Genomic DNA, 18309 nt, shown 5'->3' with positions numbered 1-18309 from the left:
CCGCAACAACTTCCAATCGAGTAATGACATGACCAGAATCGTCAAGGTTGAATGCCTGCCAGTATCAACGCCGCTGAAGAAGCCCGTGATCATGCCGAACACGCGCATCACCTCCATCGACAGCGTGGTGTTGAAGATCACCACCGACGACGGCACCGTCGGATACGCCGACTCCGGCGACACCTCGTCGTGGTACCGCGGCGAACTCCAGGAATCGATCATTGGCATGATCGCCAATGTGATCGCGCCGCGTGTCCTGCTTGGCGAAGACCCGCGCAATATCGAGAAGATTGTCGGCAAGATGGACTTGCTGGTGCGCGACAACAATCAGGCCAAGGCGACCGTTGATTTCGCGCTGCACGACCTCAAGGGTAAGCTGCTCGGCGTTCCCGTGTACGAACTGCTGGGCGGTCGCACGATCGAAGCGGCGCGCCAGGGCTGGGTGCTCTCGGCCGGCAAGCCGGAAGACGTAGCTGCGGAGGCTGCACAGGCGAAGAAGATCGGCTTTGCTCTGTTCAAGATGAAGATCGGCTACGGCTCATTGCAGGACGACATCGACATGGTGCACGCCGTGCGCGATACAGTCGGCGCCGATGCCTACCTGACCATCGATGCAAACGGTTTCTGGAGCTACGAGAAGGCTTTGCACATCATCCGCAAGATCGACTCCGCCGGCCTGGACCTGATCGAGCAGCCGCTGCCCTACTGGGACATCGAAGGCATGGCCCGCTTGCGGGCGCAAGTCCAGACGCCGATCTACGCGGACGAGTCCGCACAGGAATTGCATCACCTGAAGGAAATCATCGACCGCCGCGCATCGGACGGGCTGTTTATCAAGCTCCAGAAGGCCGGCGGCCTGGTCAAGTCGCAGCGCTGGCTCACCTTGGCACGCCTGGCCGGATTACCTGTTCACTGCGGCTGCATGATTGGTTCCGGCCTGGAGCACAGTCCCTCCGCGCATTTGTGGACGGCCAACGAATGGGCGTCGCAAGGTCTGAACGAATCCATTGGGCCGCTGTTGATCCACGGCACGATGGAGAGCAAGAACATCGAGCAAGGCACCGACATTGCCTTGAACATTCCTCGCTTCGAAGCCGGCATGTGCTATCCCAACGAAGGCCCTGGCTTCGGCATCGAACTCAATGAAGCATTCCTTGAAGCCAACAAGACGGCTGGCAAGGAAGGTCGTACGGTGGTGTTGTGATGGAACGCGCTGGTCCTTTGTCCCACCTTACGGTGGTGGAATTCGCTGGCCTCGGTCCAGCCCCTTTCGCGGGCATGATGTTGGCGGATCAGGGCGCTCGCGTCATCCGTATCGACCGTCCGGCCAGGCGCAGTGGCAAGGCCGAGGGCATGGCCACGCTAACGGCCCGCGACAGCGACGTGCTGTCGCGCGGACGTGAATCGATCGCGCTGGACCTCAAGCAGCCCGAGGCCAGAGAGGTTGCGTTGCGGCTGGTCGAGCGTGCCGACATCCTGATCGAGGGCTTCAGGCCCGGTGTCATGGAGTCCCTGGGTCTCGGGCCGGATGTGTGCCTGCAACGTCGTCCAAGTCTGGTCTACGGCCGGGTCACCGGCTGGGGGCAGAACGGACCGCTGGCGCAGGCAGCAGGCCACGACATCAACTACATTGCGCTGACCGGAGCGTTGCACTCCACGGCGCGACGAGGCCAGGCCCCTGTGCCAACGCCCGGACTGATAGGCGACTTCGGCGGCGGCGGCATGCTGCTTGCCTTTGGTGTAATGGCCGCCGTCTCGCATGCGCAAGCAACGGGAGAAGGCCAGGTCGTGGACGCGGCGATTACCGACGGCTCCGCCTTGTTGACGGCGCTGATCCAGGGCTGGCACTCATGCGGATTATGGAACGCAGAGGCCGGCACGAATAACGGCGATGGCGGTGCGCCGTTCTACGACGTCTACGTGTGCGCTGACGGAAAGTACATCTCCATTGGGTCCATGGAGCCCCAGTTCTATGCGTTGCTGCGCGAGAAATGCGGGCTCACCGACCCGGATTTCGACGCCCAATGGGATGCCGGCCGATGGCCGGCATTGAAGGCGCGCGTCGCCGAAGTCTTCCGGCAAAAGACACGTCAGCAATGGTGCGAGTTGCTCGAGGGTACCGATGTCTGCTTTGCCCCTGTCCTGGACTTGTCTGAGGCCGCACAGCATCCCCATAACGAGGCGCGCGGCACGTTCGTCCGGATAAACGGCATCACCCAGCCCGCTCCGGCTCCCAGATTCAGCGGCACGCCGTCGGCGCCGTGCCGGCCTGTCGGCGTCGCTGGGGCTGACATGCGCAACCTTCTGGAAGAGCTGGACTTTGGCGGCGAAGTGATGGAGCGATTGTTGACGTCAAGCGAAGCCGGCATACCAGGCCTGCCTTGAATTTTCCCGTAGCCGTGCACTGGGATGCGAAACAAAAGCGCGCCTTCATGAAAAAGGGCATGGCATCCAGGTACAGCAGGTCTGACAGTAATGATTGAGGAGACAAGATAATGAGTTATCCGAACAGGCCGACATATGCGCCGTTGGTTGCGCAGCAGGACCTGGGTAATACCAGCAAGGTGGTCATCGTATTGGGGGTAGCGCTTGGGTTGACCTTCGGCTTCGGCCCGATGTTTTTCAGTGTCGTCGGCGTTTTCCTCAAGGCCATGACGGTTTCGTTTCAGTGGAGCAGAGCTGACGTGGCGCTATTGCCAATGCTCGCCATGGTCGGCACCGCCATTGGTGCGCCGATTGCCGGATACGCGGCCGACCGCATCGGCTGGGGCAAGGTCATTGGCTATTCCATCGTTTTGTTCGCTGCCTCTCTCCTGGCACTGGCGTTGGCCCCGGCCAATCACGCCTACGTGGGAATCGTCGGGTTCCTGATTGGCGTCACTGGAGCCTCCACCACCGCGGCGGGCTATTTGGCCGTGCTTCCAAGCGTCTTCGAAGCGCGGCTTGGAATGGCTCTGGGATTCGGCATGATCGGCACCGGCATCGGTGGCTACGCCGCACCGATTGCGGCCAATTACCTCACCACCGTCACCGACTGGCGACATTCCTACGAAATTTTCGCAGCGCTGGCTTTGGGCCTCGGCCTTATCGCGCATCAGATCATCTTCAGAACGCTCGCTGACCGCCAGCGAGAGCGCAAGGCGATGAACGCGCTGGTCGATGCGCAGAGCGGCATGACGCTGCGGGAAGCCCTGGCGAACTATCGTTTCTGGCTGCTTGGTGTGGTTGTTTTCCTGGTATCGTCCAGCGTTCTCGGCGGTTTCGTCCATCTGCCGGCCTTTGCCAGCGACACCGGACTGGGGAGGGACGTGGCTGCTCGCAGCGCGGCGCTTGTCGGAGTGGGGTTGGCCGTCTCACGGGTCGGCGTGGGCTTCGTCCTGGACCGTGTCTTCGCGCCCCTCGTCGGCTTGATTGCATTCTTCCTGGGAGCGGTTGCATTTGCCATTCTCTTGAGTGGCTTGGCACACGATCCAGCCTATATCCTGCTTGCAGCCTTTTTGCTCGGCATTTCCACGGGGACGGAGGGGGACATCATCCCATATTTGACGCGCAAGTATTTCGGCAAGCGCGCATTCGGTGTAATTTACGGCGCCTTATTCGGCTGCGCTACAGTCGGAGCGGCCGTCGGCCCCTTTATCTACGGGCTTGCGTTTGATCACTTCAAGTCGTACGGACCTATCCATCAAGCTTCCGCCCTGATTTGCGTGGTTTCTGCCTTGGCGGTGGTACTGCTCGGAAAGTATCCCGCGACGCTCCCTGCGAGCAAAGAAGCGTAGCAAGCCGATGCAATCGGCCTGTCCTGTTTCGGAACCAGCTGAATCCCGGTCGATTCATCGTCAAGGCTGAATGCGCCCCATTGTTGCGATGCTGAAGGAGTTGGTCGATCATCGCCCTGCGGTCGAGCCGTCGCTCACGCCAACCCGATTGGTGCCATTTGTGCATGGCTAAAAGCCTGATGCGCCAGGTTCGTGAAGCGATGGTCGACGCCGCGCCTTGCGAGCCCATTGTGTCCGCCCGCGACAGGGAGGCGGCGGTGCTCCTCCTTCAGGAAGCTATCGCCAGTCGCGATGCGCTCAAGACCGTCATAAGGCTGGCTGCCGCCGTGGAGTTGCGGGCGAGCATAAGCAAGGAGCTCTGGACGCGCTGTGGCGAGACGGCCGACAAATATGGCGATGCGGCGGTCCGGCGGCTATTTCGCAGTGCGAGGGGCAGGTCCTTTGCGGTCGGCCAGAACATAATGCGCTCACGCGTTTGGCAGGGCGCTGAAATGCCTCTAGCGGAAGTCAGTGGCGAATGCCCGCTGCTACGACATCGGGGTAGCAATGAAGCGCGTAATTGAAGCCAAACCAGGAAACCAACGAGTCTCGATCGTGGCTTCTGGAGGACTGAGCCACTTCGTGGTGGACGAGGATCTGGACAGGGAGGTCCTCGCAGCAATGGTCGACGGGGGCGCCAAGAGGCTCAGGGAACTGCCGCGAAGCGCGCTGACCCATTCTGCCGAGGCATATTGTGCCGCCGCAGCGCCCTGCTTCGCGCCTTATCCGAGAGGGGCAAGCGCTCAGGTCCATAGGATTCTCCCGCTGCATCTGTTCCTTGGTCTTCGCCTGCCGGTAGCCGTTATCCCGATGGGTCGCAGGCCAGCTTAGCGACACCACCGAAGCCGTCGCCTGGTTGTTGTCCGACAAGGCGAGCTACGTGACGGGGCCCACGCTTTCAGTGGATAGCGGCATAACACTCCCCGAGGCACTGTTACATTGCCAGGGGAGGGGGGCATCAGGCGGCGGCAAGCGCGCGTCAATGTGCCAGGAAGTCGATCACCATCCGGTTGAACGCATCCGCGTGCTCCCATTGCGCCCAGTGGCCGCAGCGATTGAAGATGTGCATCTGCGCATCCTGCATGCCGGCGATCAGCCGCAGGCCCACATCCATCGGCACGAAACGGTCATCGCGGCCCCAGATCACCAGCGTGGGCGCGGCGATCTCGCACAGGCGTGGACCGTAGTCGGTGAACTGCTTCGGATTGGCCGCGAGGCTCTTGACGAAGTTCTCCAGGTGCTCACGCCGCGCGAGCATGTTGTCCAGGCGGGCCTGCATCAGTTCGTCGGTCAGCGAGCTGGCGTCGTAGACGAACACATTCATCATCCGCTTCAGGTTTTCGATGGTGGGCTCGCGATACAGGCCGTTGAGCAGCTTGATGCCTTCGGTCGGCATCGGCACGAACTGGCTCGGGCCTCCGGTGCCGCCGCCCATCAGCACGAGCTTGCCGACGCGCTGCGGATTGGCCAGAGCGAAGGCGACAGCGCTGTGCCCACCCATCGAATTGCCGAGCACATGGACCCGCTCAATGTCCAGTGCGTCCAGCACTGCCTTGAGCACGCGGCCGTTCAGCTCCGAGCGTGATCCGGTATTGACGACCGGATCGCTCTTGCCCCAGCCGGGGCAATCCACCAGCAACACGCGATAGCCGGCCGCGACCAGCGGCTCGACGTTGCGGTTGAAGTTGGCCCAGCCAGTCGCACCGGGGCCCGAGCCGTGCAGCATAACCACGGTCTCGGCACCCGATCCCGCATCGTTGTAGTGGATCCGGAATTCGGTGTTGCCGTCCTTCACGGTGACAAACCTGCTCGTCGAGGCTTCCGTGATCGCTTGTGCTGTTGCATTCATGATGATCTTCCTTCCTGGAATGAAATTGAACTTGGTCTTGAATCGAAAACGCGTGGCGCCGGGGTTGGATCGGCGCGCCGTCAGGCGCCTCGCCCGCCAGGCAGCGCAGCGCCTGGCAAAGGGCGCGACGCGAATGAACCCACCACCGCCAGGGCGGCAAGCGCCGCCACGACGATCAGCGGAATGCTTGCCGCGACCAGCACTGATGCGCTTTGGCCAAGCGCGAACAGTTGGCCCGCGACAAGCGGCCCGAGAATCGAACCGATCCGGCCAACGGCAACCGCCGCGCCGACACCGGTGCCGCGGACCTCGGTGGGATATGCCTGGCCCGCCAGCGAGTACAGCACCGACTGCCCGCCGACGAGGAACAGGCCGCAGAAGAACGCCCCCCAAGCCATCGACGCGCTACCGCCCGCACCCGCCAGGGCTGCAAGCGCAACCGCGATCCCCACATACAGGGCAATTACAGTGAGGCGCCGGCCGAAGCGGTCCATCAAGTTGGCAATGCCGACCGCGCCGATGCCGCCGCCGATGTTGAACATCATCATCGTGAACCCCGCCTGTACGCGGGAGAGGCCGTTCGACACCACCATCGACGGGAGCCAGTTCATCAGAAAATACAAGACGATCAACGTGCCGAGATAGCTGATCCACAGCGCCAGCGTGATGCGCGCGCGCCCATCGCGCCACAGCGCACTGGCAAAGCCGGAGGCGGTATGGCTGGCTGCTGTTGCCCTGGTTTGGACGAACTGCACCGACTCGCGCAGGCACAGCGCAAGCAGCGGCAGCATCAGCAGCGGGCCGAATCCCCCGACATAGAAGATGTGCCGCCAGCCTTCGTCGCCGGGGCTGGCGATGCCGATCGCCGCCGCAATCGCCGCGCCGAGAGGCATGCCGCAATACATTGCCCCGACAGCCGTGCTGCGTTGCCGCGGCGATGTGGCTTCCGAACACAACGCGATCAGGTTCGGCATCGCGGCGCCCAGGCCAAGTCCGGTCAGCAGGCGGGTGACAAGCAGGCTTTCCAGGTTCCATACCAGAGTCGTCGCCAGCGAAAGCGCGCCGAACAAGGCTACCGACAACATCAGCACGCGCTTGCGGCCCAGGCGGTCGGCGAGCCGGCCGCCCAGCGCCGCACCCGGCAGCAGGCCGATGGCGCCGGCACTGAATGCCCAGCCCATCTGCGCCACCGAGAGCGAGAACTCCTTTGCGATGCGCGGTGCGGCGACGCCTGCCGACTGCAGGTCCAGCCCTTCGAGCAGCGCGATGGCCAGGCACAGGCCGATCGTGGTGATGCCGCCGTTCGCGCCGCTTGTGCTGGCGCTACCTGTTCGAAACGTGTTCATCGGTTGTCTCCGTCATGGCGGATGCGAGCCTCTCTGGGTGGAGGCCTGTTCTTCGGGGTCATTCACGCGGTCGGCGGCGTGGCAACGCGCGCCGCCGACCACCTCATTGTTGCGCCTCGAGCGCGCGGTTCTTCAGATCCAGTGCGACGTCAACGATCATGTCCTCCTGGCCGCCCACCATCCGGCGCTTGCCCAGTTCGACGAGGATGTCCACGGTCTTCAGGCCGTATTTCTGCGCGGCCACTTCCGAGTGGCGCAGGAAGCTCGAATAGACGCCCGCATAGCCGAGCGCGAGCGTTTCGCGGTCGACCCGCACCGGGCGGTCCTGCAGCGGACGCACGATGTCGTCGGCCGCATCCATCAGCGTGTACAAGTCGGTGCCGTGATTCCAGCCCAGGCGTTCGGCCGCGGCGATGAACACCTCCAGCGGTGCATTGCCCGCCCCGGCACCCATGCCGGCCAGCGACGCATCGATGCGGTCGCAGCCTTCCTCGACGGCGACGATCGAGTTGGCGACGCCGAGCGACAGGTTGTGGTGCGCGTGCATCCCGGTGTGCGTGTCAGGGTTCAGGACATCCTTGAGCGCACGGAAGCGCGCACGCACGTCGTTCATCGACAGCGCGCCGCCCGAGTCGACCACATAGATGCAGGTCGCGCCGTAGCTTTCCATCTTCTTCGCTTCGACGGCGAGGTTCTCCGGCGTGGTCATGTGGCTCATCATCAGGAAGCCGACCGTGTCCATGCCGAGTTCGCGCGCATACTCGATGTGCTGCTTTGAGATGTCCGCCTCGGTGCAGTGCGTGGCGATGCGGACCACGCGCGCGCCGGCCTCGTAGGCGGCTTTCAGGTCGTGCGTGGTGCCGATGCCGGGTAGCAGCAGGGTGGCGATCTTTGCGTGCTTGACCACGTCGGCCACGGCGGCGATCCATTCCAGATCGCTGTGCGCGCCGAAGCCATAGTTGAAGCTCGAGCCCTGCAGGCCGTCGCCGTGCGCGACTTCGATGCTGTCGACCCTGGCGCGGTCGAGCGCGCGGGCGATGTCCTGCACGTTCTGGATCGAGTACTGATGTCGGACTGCGTGACTACCGTCGCGCAGCGTCACATCGGAGATATAAAGTTTCTTGGCGGGGGTGCTCATGCGCAGGCTCCTTCAGTGGCCGCTGCGGCAGTCAGCAGCGATTGCGCCATCCGCTCGGCAGTGGCGAGCGCGGCGGAGGTCATGATGTCGAGATTGCCTGCGTAGGCAGGCAGGTAGTGGGCGGCGCCCTCGACTTCGAGGAACACCGAAGTCTTCAGGCCGCTGAAGCGGCCCAGGCCCGGTACATTCAAGGGAGCGCTGGCAGGGATCTCATCGAACTGCACGGTCTGCTTGAGGCGATAGCCGGGCACATAGGCATGCACGGCGCGGACGGTCTCGGCGATCGAGGCTTCGATCTTTTCCCGGTCGGCCAGGTCGGACAGTGTGTAGACGGTGTCGCGCATCATGACCGGCGGCTCGGCCGGGTTGAGCACGATGATGGCCTTGCCCCTGGCCGCGCCACCGACAACCTCGATGGCCTTGGATGTGGTCTCGGTGAACTCGTCGATGTTGGCGCGGGTGCCCGGGCCGGCCGACTTGCTGCTGATCGAGGCGACGATCTCCGCGTAGTGGACCCTGGCCACGCGCGACACGGCCGCCACGATGGGAATCGTGGCCTGGCCGCCGCAGGTGACCATGTTCACGTTCGGCGCGTCCAGATGCGCATCGAGGTTGACGACCGGCACGCAGTACGGGCCGATCGCCGCGGGCGTCAGGTCGATCAGGCGCAAGCCTGGCTTGAGCTTGCGCAGCAGCGCATCGTTCTTCACGTGCGCGCCGGCAGAGGTGGCGTCGAAGACGAAGTCGATGTCATCGAACACCGGCAGGCGCGTCAGCCCTTCGGCGCCCTCGTGCGTGGTCGCGACGCCCAGGCGGGCGGCGCGCGCCAGTCCGTCGGACGCCGGGTCGATGCCGACCATTGCCGCCATCTCCAGATGCTTGCTGTTGCGCAGGATCTTGATCATCAGGTCCGTGCCGATGTTGCCGGAGCCGATGATCGCTGCCTTGAGTTTTTTGGAAGCCATAGGGTTGCCCTCGTTATTCAGTGAACGTCGCGCGGACGCTGCCGAGTCCTTCGATTTCGGTGGTGAATGTGCCCGGCCGGGTGACGGCCACCATCGGGCCGAGCGCGCCGGTCAGCACGACATCGCCGGCACGCAGCGGCGTGCCCAGCTGTGCCATCCGGTCCGCCAGCCAGACCGCCGCGTTCAGCGGATTGCCCAGGCACGCCGCACCGCTGCCCTGCGACAGCACTTCACCGTCGCGGGAGAGCGTCATGGCGCAGGCGGTGAGGTCAATGGCGGACAGTGGCACCGGGCGGCTACCGAGCACAAACCGCGCGCTCGATGCGTTGTCGGCGACCGTGTCGACGAAGCGGATGTCCCAGTTCTGGATCCGGCTGTCGACGACCTCGATGGCAGCCAGCGCGTACGCCGTCGCGCGCAGGATGTCGGCGAACGTGTGTTTCTCGTGTGTGAGGTCGTGTTCCAGCACGAGCGCGATCTCCGCCTCGATCTTCGGCTGGATCAGGCGCGACAGCGGCATCGGCTGGCCGTCGCCATAGGCCATGCTCGCGAACAGCGCGCCGAAGTCCGGCTGGTCGACGCCGAGTTGCTTTTGCACCGCCAGCGACGTCAGGCCGATCTTGCGGCCGACGATGCGCTCGCCGTTGGCCAGGCGCGCATCGACGTTCGCCTGCTGGACGGCGTAGGCGGTCGCAATGTCGTCGAGCGCGATCTCGCCGCGCACCGGCGCGATGGTCTGGCGCGAGGCCTCGGCTTCGCGCAGCCGCGCAGCGATTGAATTCACGATCTTCTGATCGGACATGGGCTCTCCTTGATGGGTTCAGGCTGCCGCGGCCAGTGCGGCGGCAGGCGTGGCATGCATGGTGGCGAAACCCGCGATCCATTCGGGAATGGCGCGGTAGAAGTCGAGCGATGCGTGGTAGGGACCGTAAGCGCCCAGCGCGCCGAAGGCCGCAACCCAGGTACGGATCTCGTGCGCGGATTTCCCGCCGTCGCGGGTAATGGCGTCATTGGTCATGCCGTCGACCGCCATCAGCTCGCCGGATGCCAGGCGTTCCAGGAATGCACGGTCCCACTCGGGATTGAGAGGATGCAGATGGCTGTCGCCGGCGGTGAACGCCTGCGCGGCGGCGAGCGTGCGCGCCTGGCGCGCGGCGCGTGATTCGGCCGAGGGATTGCGCCCGGCGATCAGGCGTTCTGCGACTTCCTCGGTCGCGCCGATCAGCTCAGGCACTGGCGGCTCGTGCGAGATGCCGCCCGAGCCAACGACGAGCACGCGCTTGTCCGTCCTGGACAGGAAGCGGCCGACCGCGTCGCCAAGCAGGCGCGCGCGGCGCAGGGTGGCCATTGGCGGCGCCACGCAGTTGATGAAGACCGGGATCACCGTATAGCGGTCCAGCCCCCCGGTCAGTACCTCGAGGGCATCCGCAAAGCCGTGGTCGACTTGCATCCGGTATGACAGCGACACGTCGATCTCAGCGGCAAGCACGCTCTCAGCCAGCGCGCGCGCAACGTCGCCGGGCACCGGCAGCGTGCCGGCGAGGCTCTTGAAGTCGCCGATTGCGCGGGCGGCCGCGCCGATGCAGAACGGCGGCATCATGTCGTAGAAGAAGCCGTTGAAATGGTCGGGCGCAAAGATGACAACCAGCTCGGGATCAAATGCGCGCACGCGCTCGCGCGCCGCGGCCTGCACGCGCTCGACCTCGGCGACGACTTCAGGCGCGGGATCGAAATAGCCGTGTAACGGCGTGTGCGATAGACATTCCAGGTGAATCGGCATTCTCATGCTCCTGCGGCTTGTGCTTGGATGACTGAAATGGGTTCGGGCAACAGGCGCGACGATGGTGACGCCACTGTGGCGCCCGCACGCGGTGGCGCATCGGTCATGCCGAGCTTGCCTGCGAGTTCGACGATCGCGTCCGATACCTGCTGCGGCGAGCAGACGCCCGCGACAAAGCGATCGGGGCGCAGCAACACCACCGACTGTGGGACGCGGCTGAACCAGTCTTTGAGCCGGCCCGACGCATCGCCGATCGCGATCACGCCCTCGGGCACGTCGTCGGCATGGCAAAGCTGCACATCCGGCTTGGCCACCACGAAGCGCACGCCGGCTTGCTCGCACAAGGCGCGCGCCTGCGGCGTGAGGCCGAAGGTCGGGTCTGCGCCCCAGGCGAGGACGGCGAAGCCGTTGCCGATCGCGTCATCGAGCCGCACCAGGCGGGCGTCCGTGGTGCGCACGCGCGGCTGGATGAACATGCGCCCGACCGGCGAGCCCGCCAGCGGATCACGTCCGTAGGCCAGGCGGCCGAGGAAGGAATCGCGCTTTTCGCTCATGAGGCCAAGCATGCGCCCCGGCGCCGAATTGCCAGAGCGTTCGAGCATGCGGGCGAGCCAGCCGCCGGACTTGCGCGCCGGCGGCAGCAGCACGGCGCCCTCCTCGTAGCGCGGCATCGGCTTGAAGCGCATCTCGACGAAATAGCGCTTGACCGACGGGAGCACCTCGAACGTGCGCACGAACAGATCGCGAAAGCGCGCGCCAAAGCGCGTGGTCGGCGCGAAGATGTCGCCCGCGACTTCGGACAGGTGGATCATCGCGCGCGCATGGGCGCGGCGCTCCACCGTGTAGGTATCGAGCAGGCGCTGGTGCGCCAGGCCCTTCGCGACCATCGCGAGCTTCCAGCCGAGGTTGTTGGCGTCGCGGATGCCGCTGTTATAGCCCTGGCCTTGCCAAACAGGCATGATGTGCGCGGCATCGCCCGCCAGCAGGATGCGGTCGACGCCAAAGGTCGAGGCCAGCCGCGCGTTGTGCGTGTAGACGCGCTTGCGGATGTAGTCGACCTTCTCCGGATCGGCCACTACCTTGCGGATCAGCGCTGCCATGTTCTCCGGCTTCGACAGTTCCTCTTCCGTCTCGCCCGGCATCACCATGAATTCGAAGCGGCGGATGCCGTGCGGGAGGGCTGCAGAGACATAAGGCCGCTCGTGGTCGCAATGCATGTAGATATGCGGCGAGCCGACCGGGTCATTGCGCACGTCCACCACGATCCACTGGTTGGGCTTGGTGCGGCCTTCGAACGGCACGTCCAGCGTGCGCCGCACGAAGCTGTTGCCGCCGTCGGCGCCGACCATGTAGGCGGCGCGGATCGTACGGCACTCGCCATCGGCGTTGCGCACGTTGATGCTCACGCCGTCGGCATCCTGTGTGAACGCCTCGACGGCATGGCCGAACAGGACTTGGGCATGCTCAAAGCGGCTCAGCCCTTCGAACAGCACGCGGTCGGCGAGCGGCTGGATGAACGCGTTGCGGCGCGGCCAGCCGAATTCATCGGTGCGAGGCTCGATCGAGGCGAAGCAATGGCCGTCTTTCGTGACGAAGCGCATCCAGTGATCGGGCGTGGTGTGCGGCAGCAGCGCGTCGGCAAGCCCGACCGCCTGAAACACGCGCAGCGCTTCGTCGTCGAGGCCGATCGCGCGCGGGTAGTCGATAATCTGTTCGAGCTTTTCGACCAGCGTGACGCGCACGCCCTGGAGGCCGAGGATATTGGCGATCATCAGCCCGACCGGACCGGCACCGATGATGGCGACGTCCGTGGAAAGGGTTGGTTGACGGCCGGCTTGAGCCGGCTGCTTGGCCATGGTGTTCATATGTCTCCTTCTGGCAAGGCGCGAGCGCGTCCCCGCGTCACGCGCGTACTGGCTGTACTGCGATGGATGGGTAGGGGCAGCGGTGTGGCTGCCCACAAGTCAGACGCCGGGGTGTCGTGGCGGGTGCACGGACCGGGCGGAGGATGTGTGGCGGCTGGCGAGGGCGGGGCCCGGCCGAAGCAGACGGCAGGCTCGGTGGATCATGGGGCGTCTCCGTTGACTCTTGGATTTTGGATGGAGTCTAGGCATCGGCCGGAAAACGCTCAACAATTTTTGAGAAATGTGCAAAGATTGCACATCATTGATTTATAAGAGATTTTCCATGAACAAATACGCGAGCGTGCGTGGCCTTGCGCGTGGCCTGCTGGTGCTGCGCGCGCTCAATGCCATGGAAAACGGCCGCGCCACCAGCCAGCAGCTGAGCGAGGCGACGGGCCTGCACCGGACCACCGTCCGGCGCCTGCTGGAGACGCTGGTTGAGGAGAAGTTCGTGCGCCGAAGCGCCTCCGATGACAGCTTCCGGCTGACGCTTGACGTGCGTTCGCTCAGCGAGGGATTCACCGACGACGAGCGAATTGCGACGATCGCGCCGCCGATCATGGCGCAGCTGATGCAGCGCGTGGTATGGCCTTCGGACCTGACGACGCCGGACGGCGACGCCATGATCATCCGCGAGACCACGCACCGGTTCAGCCCGCTGTCGTTTCACCGCTCGATGGTGGGCCGACGCCTGCCCATGCTGCTGACTGCCGCCGGCCGCGTGTATTTCTCGATGTGCCCCGAGGCCGAGCGCGAGGACATTCTCGAAGTGCTGCGCTCGGGCGCGGGCGGCGAGCAGCAGCTCAAGCTCGCGCTCGATGACGCCTATATCCGCAACCTGGTGCGTCAGACGCGTGCCGACGGCTTCGGCTCCAATCACGGCGACTGGGCCGACCAGCGCAAGATCGGCGCGCTCGCCGTGGCGATCGAAACGGGCGGGCGCATACTCGCGAGCCTCAACGTGATCTATCTCGAGCAGGCAATCAGCCCGGCCGAGGCTACGCGACGCTTCGTGCCAGAACTGCAGCGCGCCGCGCAGGAGATGGTGAGCGCGCTGGAAAGACAGGAGCCGTGAGCACGCCGGCTCACGCCGTCGACGATCCCGGAGCGTGGCAAATAATTGCTCTGGGCTGCTGCCGCCGACCTAAGCATTTTTGTATCTTCTCGCACGCTTAGCCTTCAATGCCGGATGCCGCCAATGGAGCGGTGTCGCATCGCCGCCGGAGACGGGCTACGCGTGCCCGGCTGGCGTTTAGCGCCCCGCAGCTCGCCGGGCCAGGTGCCGGCTGGCAAGAAAGTAATGCAGCCCCGACCAGGCGAAGATCACGCTCATTGCCAGCATGGCGTAGCGCAGGCCCTGTGCCGATGCCTGCGCACAGGCCGCCGCGGCCGGTCCCTGCCATACCGCGACGCCGTGCGCACCACGGCAAATGGTCTGGAAGTCCCCTGCGGCAAACAGGTGCGATGCAAACATGTCGCTCAGCAGTCCAATGGCCGGCGGGCCGAAGCCCTGCCCGACCAGGTTCATGGCAAGAAAGACGATTGCCGTGGCCGTGGCGCGCATGCGCGCCGAAACCAGCGCGTGGACCACGGCAAAGGTGGGGCCGTTCCAGACATTCAGCAGCAGGGTGCACAGCAGCAGCAAGGGCACGGCGACATGCCAGTCCTGCTGCAGGAATGTGGCCGCCGCAAGCGGGAAGCCAAGCAGCGTGCCGCATGCCGGTATCCAGGCGTACCAGCGCCGGTCGTGCCGCGCAGCCGCGTCAGCGGCGAAGCCGCCTACCGCATTGCCCACGATGCCGCCGATGCCCACGACCAGGCCGAAGGCCAGGCCTGCCTGCATCATGTCCATGCCGAAGGTGCGCGCCAGGTAGACCGGCAAGAAGAGGTTGATGGCGTACTGCGCGAAGGCGCTGATGACCGTGCCCAGCAGCATTTGCACGAAGGCGGGGCTGCGCAGCAGCAGCGATAGCACGTCCCGCAGCGGCGGCACCTGCTGTGCCTCGCCAGGGTCGGGATCGCTGGCGCCGCGCCTGGGCTCCTTCAGCGTGAGCCATGCCAGGGCACCAAGGGCGAGGCCGGGCAATCCCACGATATAGAAGGCTTCCCGCCAGCCAATGGTCTGCGCCAGCCAACCGCCGCCGATGGCCCCGGCGATCACGCCGATCGGCGGGCCCAGCGCGTACAGCGACAGTGCGGTAGCCCGCCGCTCGGGAGGAAACTGGTCGGTAATCAGCGAGTGCGCGGTCGGCGTACTGCCGGCTTCGCCGATCCCCACACCCAGGCGGTACAGCAGCAGATGCCAGAAGTGCCCGGCGGTGCCGCACAGCGCGGTCATGGCCGACCACATCGCGATGGAGATGGCGATCAGCGCCACGCGGTTGCAGCGCTCAGCCAGCCGTGCCATCGGGATGCCGAGCGTTGCATACAGGATCGAGAACGCGAGGCCGCCCAGGACACCCAGCTGCACGTCGGACAGGTTCATCTCGGCCTTGATCTTTTGGGCGACCACCGAAATGAAGATGCGGTCGACGAAGCTGGAGGCATAGATCAGGATGAGCAGGAACAGGAACCAATAGCGGTAGTGCGCGCGCGATCCGGCTGCAGTCCGGACCGGCACGCGGGCCAGGTCTTGCATGAGGGGGTGTCTCCTTGAGCGGGTTGTCCAGGTGCTGCGTCGTGTGCCCTGTCGAGCGCACGTAGGGCACCTTTTTAATGCCAGATATCTATCTTGGTATTTATTGGGGTGATTCTGGCACGCGAGTGCGGGCGCTGCAAGCTGGAGCCCTACAAATCGGCCACTTTGTCAGCCGTGGCTCTTTATTTCTGTACTGAACGGGCATGCCAGTATTCCATTTCGGTATACTGCGCAGTAAGAACCGCTTACTCAGACCTGATGACACAGTTCGAAAAGAAAAGCATGGCCGGCGAGATCAAGGCCACGATCCAGCGCGAAATCGAGGATGGCAACATGCCGCCCGGCACGCCGCTGGACGAACGCATGCTGGCGGAGCGCTTCGGCGTCTCCCGCACACCCGTGCGCGAGGCGCTGCAGCAACTGTCCGTGCAGAACATGGTTCGCATCGTGCCCCGCGTCGGCGTGTTCGTATCGCGCCTGTCGATCACGCAACTGCGCGAGACCCTGGAACTGCTCGGCGAGCTGGAAGCGGTGGCGGCGAAGCTGGCCGCGCGCCGCATGGACGACGACCAGCGCGCGCGGCTAAAGGCTGCCCGCTCCGAATGCGAGCAGGCGCATGCCGAGGACGACGGCAAGCGCTTCGCGAAGGCTAACGCCGAGTTTCATGACGCGGTATATGCGGGCAGCCACAACGAATATCTGGTGGAGCAGATCCAGGGCATCCGCCGGCTGATGCAGCGCTACCGCCCGCGTATTTTCCAGACGCCCACGCGCCGGCAGCGCGTGCTGGAAGACCACCAGCGGCTCGCAGACGCCATTCTCAGCGGCGACGAAGGTGCCGCGCACGCGGCCATGCTCGAACACGCGCCTGTGGGTACGACCGGGTTTGCGGAATTTCTGTCGACCCTGCCGGCGAGCTATCTGGAGGGCGAAGGCGGCGGGGACGCCACGGCCGCCAGGAGCACCGCACCCCGCGGCGGCGCCCGGCGCGGGCGCAAGCCGGCTGCCACGCGGGCAGCCTAGCCGGGATGGGAAGCTGGAAAGCCTGATCGTTCGCTCCCCACGCGCACGCAAGGGGGCGCGGGGAGCGACCCGTCGGGCTTTCCGATGTGATGGCTCAGAACTTGTGTCGCACACCCACGGCCACGCCGAACTGATTGTGCTCGTTCGGCGCGATCTGGTAGGCGGCGAGCGCGCCGTTCAGGCTTTCAAAGTTCAGCGACGCGTTTTTCGTGTACGCCGAGGCGACGTAGACGTCGGTGCGCTTGGACAGTGAGTAATCGGCAATCAGCGTGACTTGCCATGGGTTGGCCGGATTGGTCAGGCTGGTCGCGGTGTACAGCGATTTGACATTGTCGTAGTAGAAGGCGCCGGTCAGTTGCAGGGCGCCAGTGGCCTGGTAGTTCAAGGCAAACCACCACAAGTCGTCGCGCGATGCGGTGTTCGTTGCCCGCGTGCCGTTGTTGTTGTACCGGTACCCCGCCTGGGCAAGCAATGCAGGGGTGATCTGGTAGCGCAGGCCCAGTGCAGCCTTCTGGGTGCGGGTGTAGTTGCCGGCGGTCGTTGCGCTGTTGACGCTGTCGTACGCCGCCGCGATCCCGAACTGGGCGAGACGGTAGTCGAGGCCGCCGCCGTAAGCCGAGGAACCCTGGAACGAGCCCGGTTGCTCGCCGAAGGCCCAGTGCATTTCCGCGGTCAGCGGGCCGAGGTCGACATGGTATTTCACCATATTGTCTTCGCGCAGATTCAGGCCGGCGATGCCGGTCACCGGCTCATAGGTCGTCGCATAAGCCGTGGGCGAATAGTTGGCCATCGTCAGGAAGAGCGACGTGTACTGGCGGCCCAGCGTCAGTTGCTGACCGCCTGCCGCCAGGCCCACCCAGGCCTGGCGGCCGAACAGGCGGCCGCCCTGGGTGGAGACGCCGGTATCCAGACTGAAACCGCTCTCCAGGGCAAAGATGGCCCGCTTTCCGCCACCGAGGTCTTCCGTGCCGCGCAGGCCCCAGCGGCTGGGAGACAGGCCGCCCGAGTTCAGCGCGACCTTGGAGTGCCCGTCGGGGCCGCTCCCGGGGTTGTTGTTGGTGTATTCGATGTTGGCATCCGCCACGCCGTAGAGCGTGATGCCGGATGTCTGCGCCGCGGCCGTTGCGCTGGCGATGGCGCAGGCAAGACCGACAAGACTTCTTTTCATGGGTTTCTCCTCCTGGTTCTGGATGTCATTCCCTAGCTGCGGGAAGTGGCAGGACTATCGCATATTGGTATGTATATGAATCATAGTGGTATACGTTAATCCGTCTTTAAAATGCAACGATGACCCGCCGGCAAGCAGGCGCTACCGGGCTTCATGCCTTGCCACGCTGGTAGTCGGCGAAGGTCTTGCCTTCGTGCGCCAGCCGGGCCAGCAGCGGTGCCGGTTCCCACCAGTAGCCGTGCTCCGCGTGGAAACGCTCGATGTCGGCGTACACCTTGCGCAGCCCGATGCGGTCGGCGTAGTACATCGGGCCGCCGTGGCGGGCGGGGAAGCCGTAGCCGGTCAGATAGACGGTGTCGATGTCGCTGGGCCGCAGCGCCACGCCGGCTTCGAGCAGCTTCGCGCCTTCGTTGACCATGCTGTAGACGCAACGCTTGATGATTTCCTCGGCCGCGATGGGGCGCCGCACGATGCCCAGCCGCGCTGACTCCTGTTCGATGAAGGCTTCAACCTCAGAGTCGCGCAGCGGCTGGCGGCTGCCCGGCTCGTAGCGGTACCAGCCCTTGCCGCTCTTCTGCCCCAGGCGGCCCAGCTCGGTCAGCTTCAGGATCAGGTCGTTCCAGCGGCGGTCCTGCGCCCGGGTGGCTATCTGCGCCTTACGGGTCTGGTAGCCCACGTCGTTA

17 protein-coding genes are annotated in these 18309 nt (G+C 64.8%); 7 read left to right on the top strand and 10 right to left on the bottom strand.

The window, feature by feature from the left end; translation table 11 throughout:
• Window positions 1-28: 28 nt before the first annotated feature.
• From RM96_RS22740 to RM96_RS40920, 5 genes are all read left to right on the top strand, one after another.
• Complete coding sequence (locus RM96_RS22740) at window positions 29-1204, top strand: mandelate racemase/muconate lactonizing enzyme family protein (protein WP_039013886.1); 1176 nt, start codon at window positions 29-31, stop codon at window positions 1202-1204.
• On the top strand, window positions 1204-2385 hold the full coding sequence (locus tag RM96_RS22735; RefSeq protein WP_052279672.1) for a CaiB/BaiF CoA transferase family protein: 1182 nt from the start codon (window positions 1204-1206) through the stop codon (window positions 2383-2385). Before RM96_RS22740 ends, RM96_RS22735 begins: the two co-directional genes overlap by 1 nt.
• A 110-nt stretch (window positions 2386-2495) precedes the next feature.
• A complete protein-coding gene (locus RM96_RS22730; RefSeq protein WP_052279671.1) occupies window positions 2496-3776 on the top strand; it encodes an MFS transporter in 1281 nt (426 codons plus the stop codon).
• Window positions 3777-3940: 164 nt separating this feature from the next.
• Window positions 3941-4339, top strand: coding sequence for a hypothetical protein (locus RM96_RS22725; protein ID WP_039013885.1), 399 nt, complete (start codon window positions 3941-3943; stop codon window positions 4337-4339).
• Window positions 4323-4646 carry a hypothetical protein gene (locus RM96_RS40920; protein WP_152624194.1) on the top strand — a complete coding sequence of 108 codons (324 nt, stop codon included), beginning with the start codon at window positions 4323-4325 and terminating at the stop codon, window positions 4644-4646. Before RM96_RS22725 ends, RM96_RS40920 begins: the two co-directional genes overlap by 17 nt.
• Window positions 4647-4794: 148 nt before the next feature.
• On the opposite strand, the gene RM96_RS22720 is transcribed toward RM96_RS40920, so the two are convergent.
• From RM96_RS22720 to RM96_RS22690, 7 genes are all read right to left on the bottom strand, one after another.
• Window positions 4795-5664, bottom strand: coding sequence for an alpha/beta fold hydrolase (locus RM96_RS22720; protein ID WP_039013884.1), 870 nt, complete (start codon window positions 5662-5664; stop codon window positions 4795-4797).
• 80 nt (window positions 5665-5744) lie between these two features.
• Window positions 5745-7010 (bottom strand): 3-(3-hydroxy-phenyl)propionate transporter MhpT, encoded by a 1266-nt coding sequence (gene mhpT, locus RM96_RS22715; protein ID WP_039013883.1) that lies wholly within the window; start codon window positions 7008-7010, stop codon window positions 5745-5747.
• A 103-nt stretch (window positions 7011-7113) separates the two neighbouring features.
• Window positions 7114-8148, bottom strand: coding sequence for a 4-hydroxy-2-oxovalerate aldolase (gene dmpG, locus RM96_RS22710; protein WP_039013881.1), 1035 nt, complete (start codon window positions 8146-8148; stop codon window positions 7114-7116).
• Entirely contained in the window at window positions 8145-9113 is a 969-nt protein-coding gene (locus tag RM96_RS22705; protein ID WP_039013880.1) for an acetaldehyde dehydrogenase (acetylating), read from the bottom strand. Before RM96_RS22705 ends, dmpG begins: the two co-directional genes overlap by 4 nt.
• 13 nt (window positions 9114-9126) lie before the next feature.
• Window positions 9127-9915, bottom strand: coding sequence for a 2-keto-4-pentenoate hydratase (gene mhpD, locus RM96_RS22700; RefSeq protein ID WP_039013879.1), 789 nt, complete (start codon window positions 9913-9915; stop codon window positions 9127-9129).
• A gap of 18 nt (window positions 9916-9933) precedes the next feature.
• Window positions 9934-10893, bottom strand: coding sequence for a 3-carboxyethylcatechol 2,3-dioxygenase (locus tag RM96_RS22695; protein ID WP_039013878.1), 960 nt, complete (start codon window positions 10891-10893; stop codon window positions 9934-9936).
• Window positions 10894-10895: 2 nt separating this feature from the next.
• A complete protein-coding gene (locus RM96_RS22690) occupies window positions 10896-12758 on the bottom strand; it encodes a bifunctional 3-(3-hydroxy-phenyl)propionate/3-hydroxycinnamic acid hydroxylase (RefSeq protein WP_039013877.1) in 1863 nt (620 codons plus the stop codon).
• A 322-nt stretch (window positions 12759-13080) separates the two neighbouring features.
• On the opposite strand from RM96_RS22690, the gene RM96_RS22685 reads away from it, so the two are divergent.
• Entirely contained in the window at window positions 13081-13872 is a 792-nt protein-coding gene (locus tag RM96_RS22685) for a DNA-binding transcriptional regulator (RefSeq protein WP_039013875.1), read from the top strand.
• A 177-nt stretch (window positions 13873-14049) separates the two neighbouring features.
• On the opposite strand, the gene RM96_RS22680 is transcribed toward RM96_RS22685, so the two are convergent.
• Window positions 14050-15435, bottom strand: a complete 1386-nt coding sequence (locus RM96_RS22680; protein WP_052279670.1) for a spinster family MFS transporter — start codon at window positions 15433-15435, stop codon at window positions 14050-14052.
• A gap of 258 nt (window positions 15436-15693) precedes the next feature.
• Between RM96_RS22680 and RM96_RS22675 the strand changes: the two genes are divergently transcribed.
• Complete coding sequence (locus RM96_RS22675; RefSeq protein ID WP_039013873.1) at window positions 15694-16458, top strand: GntR family transcriptional regulator; 765 nt, start codon at window positions 15694-15696, stop codon at window positions 16456-16458.
• Window positions 16459-16552: 94 nt separating this feature from the next.
• Here the strand turns inward: RM96_RS22675 and RM96_RS22670 are convergent, their stop codons facing one another.
• Together RM96_RS22670 and RM96_RS22665 are read right to left on the bottom strand one after the other, a co-directional pair.
• Entirely contained in the window at window positions 16553-17626 is a 1074-nt protein-coding gene (locus RM96_RS22670) for a porin (RefSeq protein WP_039013871.1), read from the bottom strand.
• Between the two features lie 151 nt (window positions 17627-17777).
• The coding region (locus tag RM96_RS22665) for a 3-hydroxyacyl-CoA dehydrogenase family protein (RefSeq protein ID WP_039013870.1) at window positions 17778-18309 on the bottom strand (532 nt) is incomplete at its 5' end.

This window comes from Cupriavidus sp. IDO (assembly GCF_000812465.1).
Taxonomy (GTDB): domain Bacteria; phylum Pseudomonadota; class Gammaproteobacteria; order Burkholderiales; family Burkholderiaceae; genus Cupriavidus.
This window is presented reverse-complemented; position numbering and strand designations above follow the sequence as displayed.

What these genes read in the sequence shown, in the direction of transcription:
- RM96_RS22735 (WP_052279672.1), top strand. Translation starts at nt 1,204, where the DNA reads ATGGAACGCGCTGGTCCTTTGTCCCACCTTACGGTGGTGGAATTCGCT.
- RM96_RS22720 (WP_039013884.1), bottom strand. Translation starts at nt 5,664, where the DNA reads ATGAATGCAACAGCACAAGCGATCACGGAAGCCTCGACGAGCAGGTTT.
- RM96_RS22690 (WP_039013877.1), bottom strand. Translation starts at nt 12,758, where the DNA reads ATGAACACCATGGCCAAGCAGCCGGCTCAAGCCGGCCGTCAACCAACC.
- RM96_RS22730 (WP_052279671.1), top strand. Translation starts at nt 2,496, where the DNA reads ATGAGTTATCCGAACAGGCCGACATATGCGCCGTTGGTTGCGCAGCAG.
- RM96_RS22705 (WP_039013880.1), bottom strand. Translation starts at nt 9,113, where the DNA reads ATGGCTTCCAAAAAACTCAAGGCAGCGATCATCGGCTCCGGCAACATC.
- RM96_RS22680 (WP_052279670.1), bottom strand. Translation starts at nt 15,435, where the DNA reads ATGCAAGACCTGGCCCGCGTGCCGGTCCGGACTGCAGCCGGATCGCGC.
- RM96_RS40920 (WP_152624194.1), top strand. Translation starts at nt 4,323, where the DNA reads ATGAAGCGCGTAATTGAAGCCAAACCAGGAAACCAACGAGTCTCGATC.
- dmpG (WP_039013881.1), bottom strand. Translation starts at nt 8,148, where the DNA reads ATGAGCACCCCCGCCAAGAAACTTTATATCTCCGATGTGACGCTGCGC.
- RM96_RS22695 (WP_039013878.1), bottom strand. Translation starts at nt 10,893, where the DNA reads ATGCCGATTCACCTGGAATGTCTATCGCACACGCCGTTACACGGCTAT.
- RM96_RS22740 (WP_039013886.1), top strand. Translation starts at nt 29, where the DNA reads ATGACCAGAATCGTCAAGGTTGAATGCCTGCCAGTATCAACGCCGCTG.
- RM96_RS22685 (WP_039013875.1), top strand. Translation starts at nt 13,081, where the DNA reads ATGAACAAATACGCGAGCGTGCGTGGCCTTGCGCGTGGCCTGCTGGTG.
- RM96_RS22725 (WP_039013885.1), top strand. Translation starts at nt 3,941, where the DNA reads ATGGCTAAAAGCCTGATGCGCCAGGTTCGTGAAGCGATGGTCGACGCC.
- RM96_RS22670 (WP_039013871.1), bottom strand. Translation starts at nt 17,626, where the DNA reads ATGAAAAGAAGTCTTGTCGGTCTTGCCTGCGCCATCGCCAGCGCAACG.
- mhpD (WP_039013879.1), bottom strand. Translation starts at nt 9,915, where the DNA reads ATGTCCGATCAGAAGATCGTGAATTCAATCGCTGCGCGGCTGCGCGAA.
- RM96_RS22675 (WP_039013873.1), top strand. Translation starts at nt 15,694, where the DNA reads ATGACACAGTTCGAAAAGAAAAGCATGGCCGGCGAGATCAAGGCCACG.
- mhpT (WP_039013883.1), bottom strand. Translation starts at nt 7,010, where the DNA reads ATGAACACGTTTCGAACAGGTAGCGCCAGCACAAGCGGCGCGAACGGC.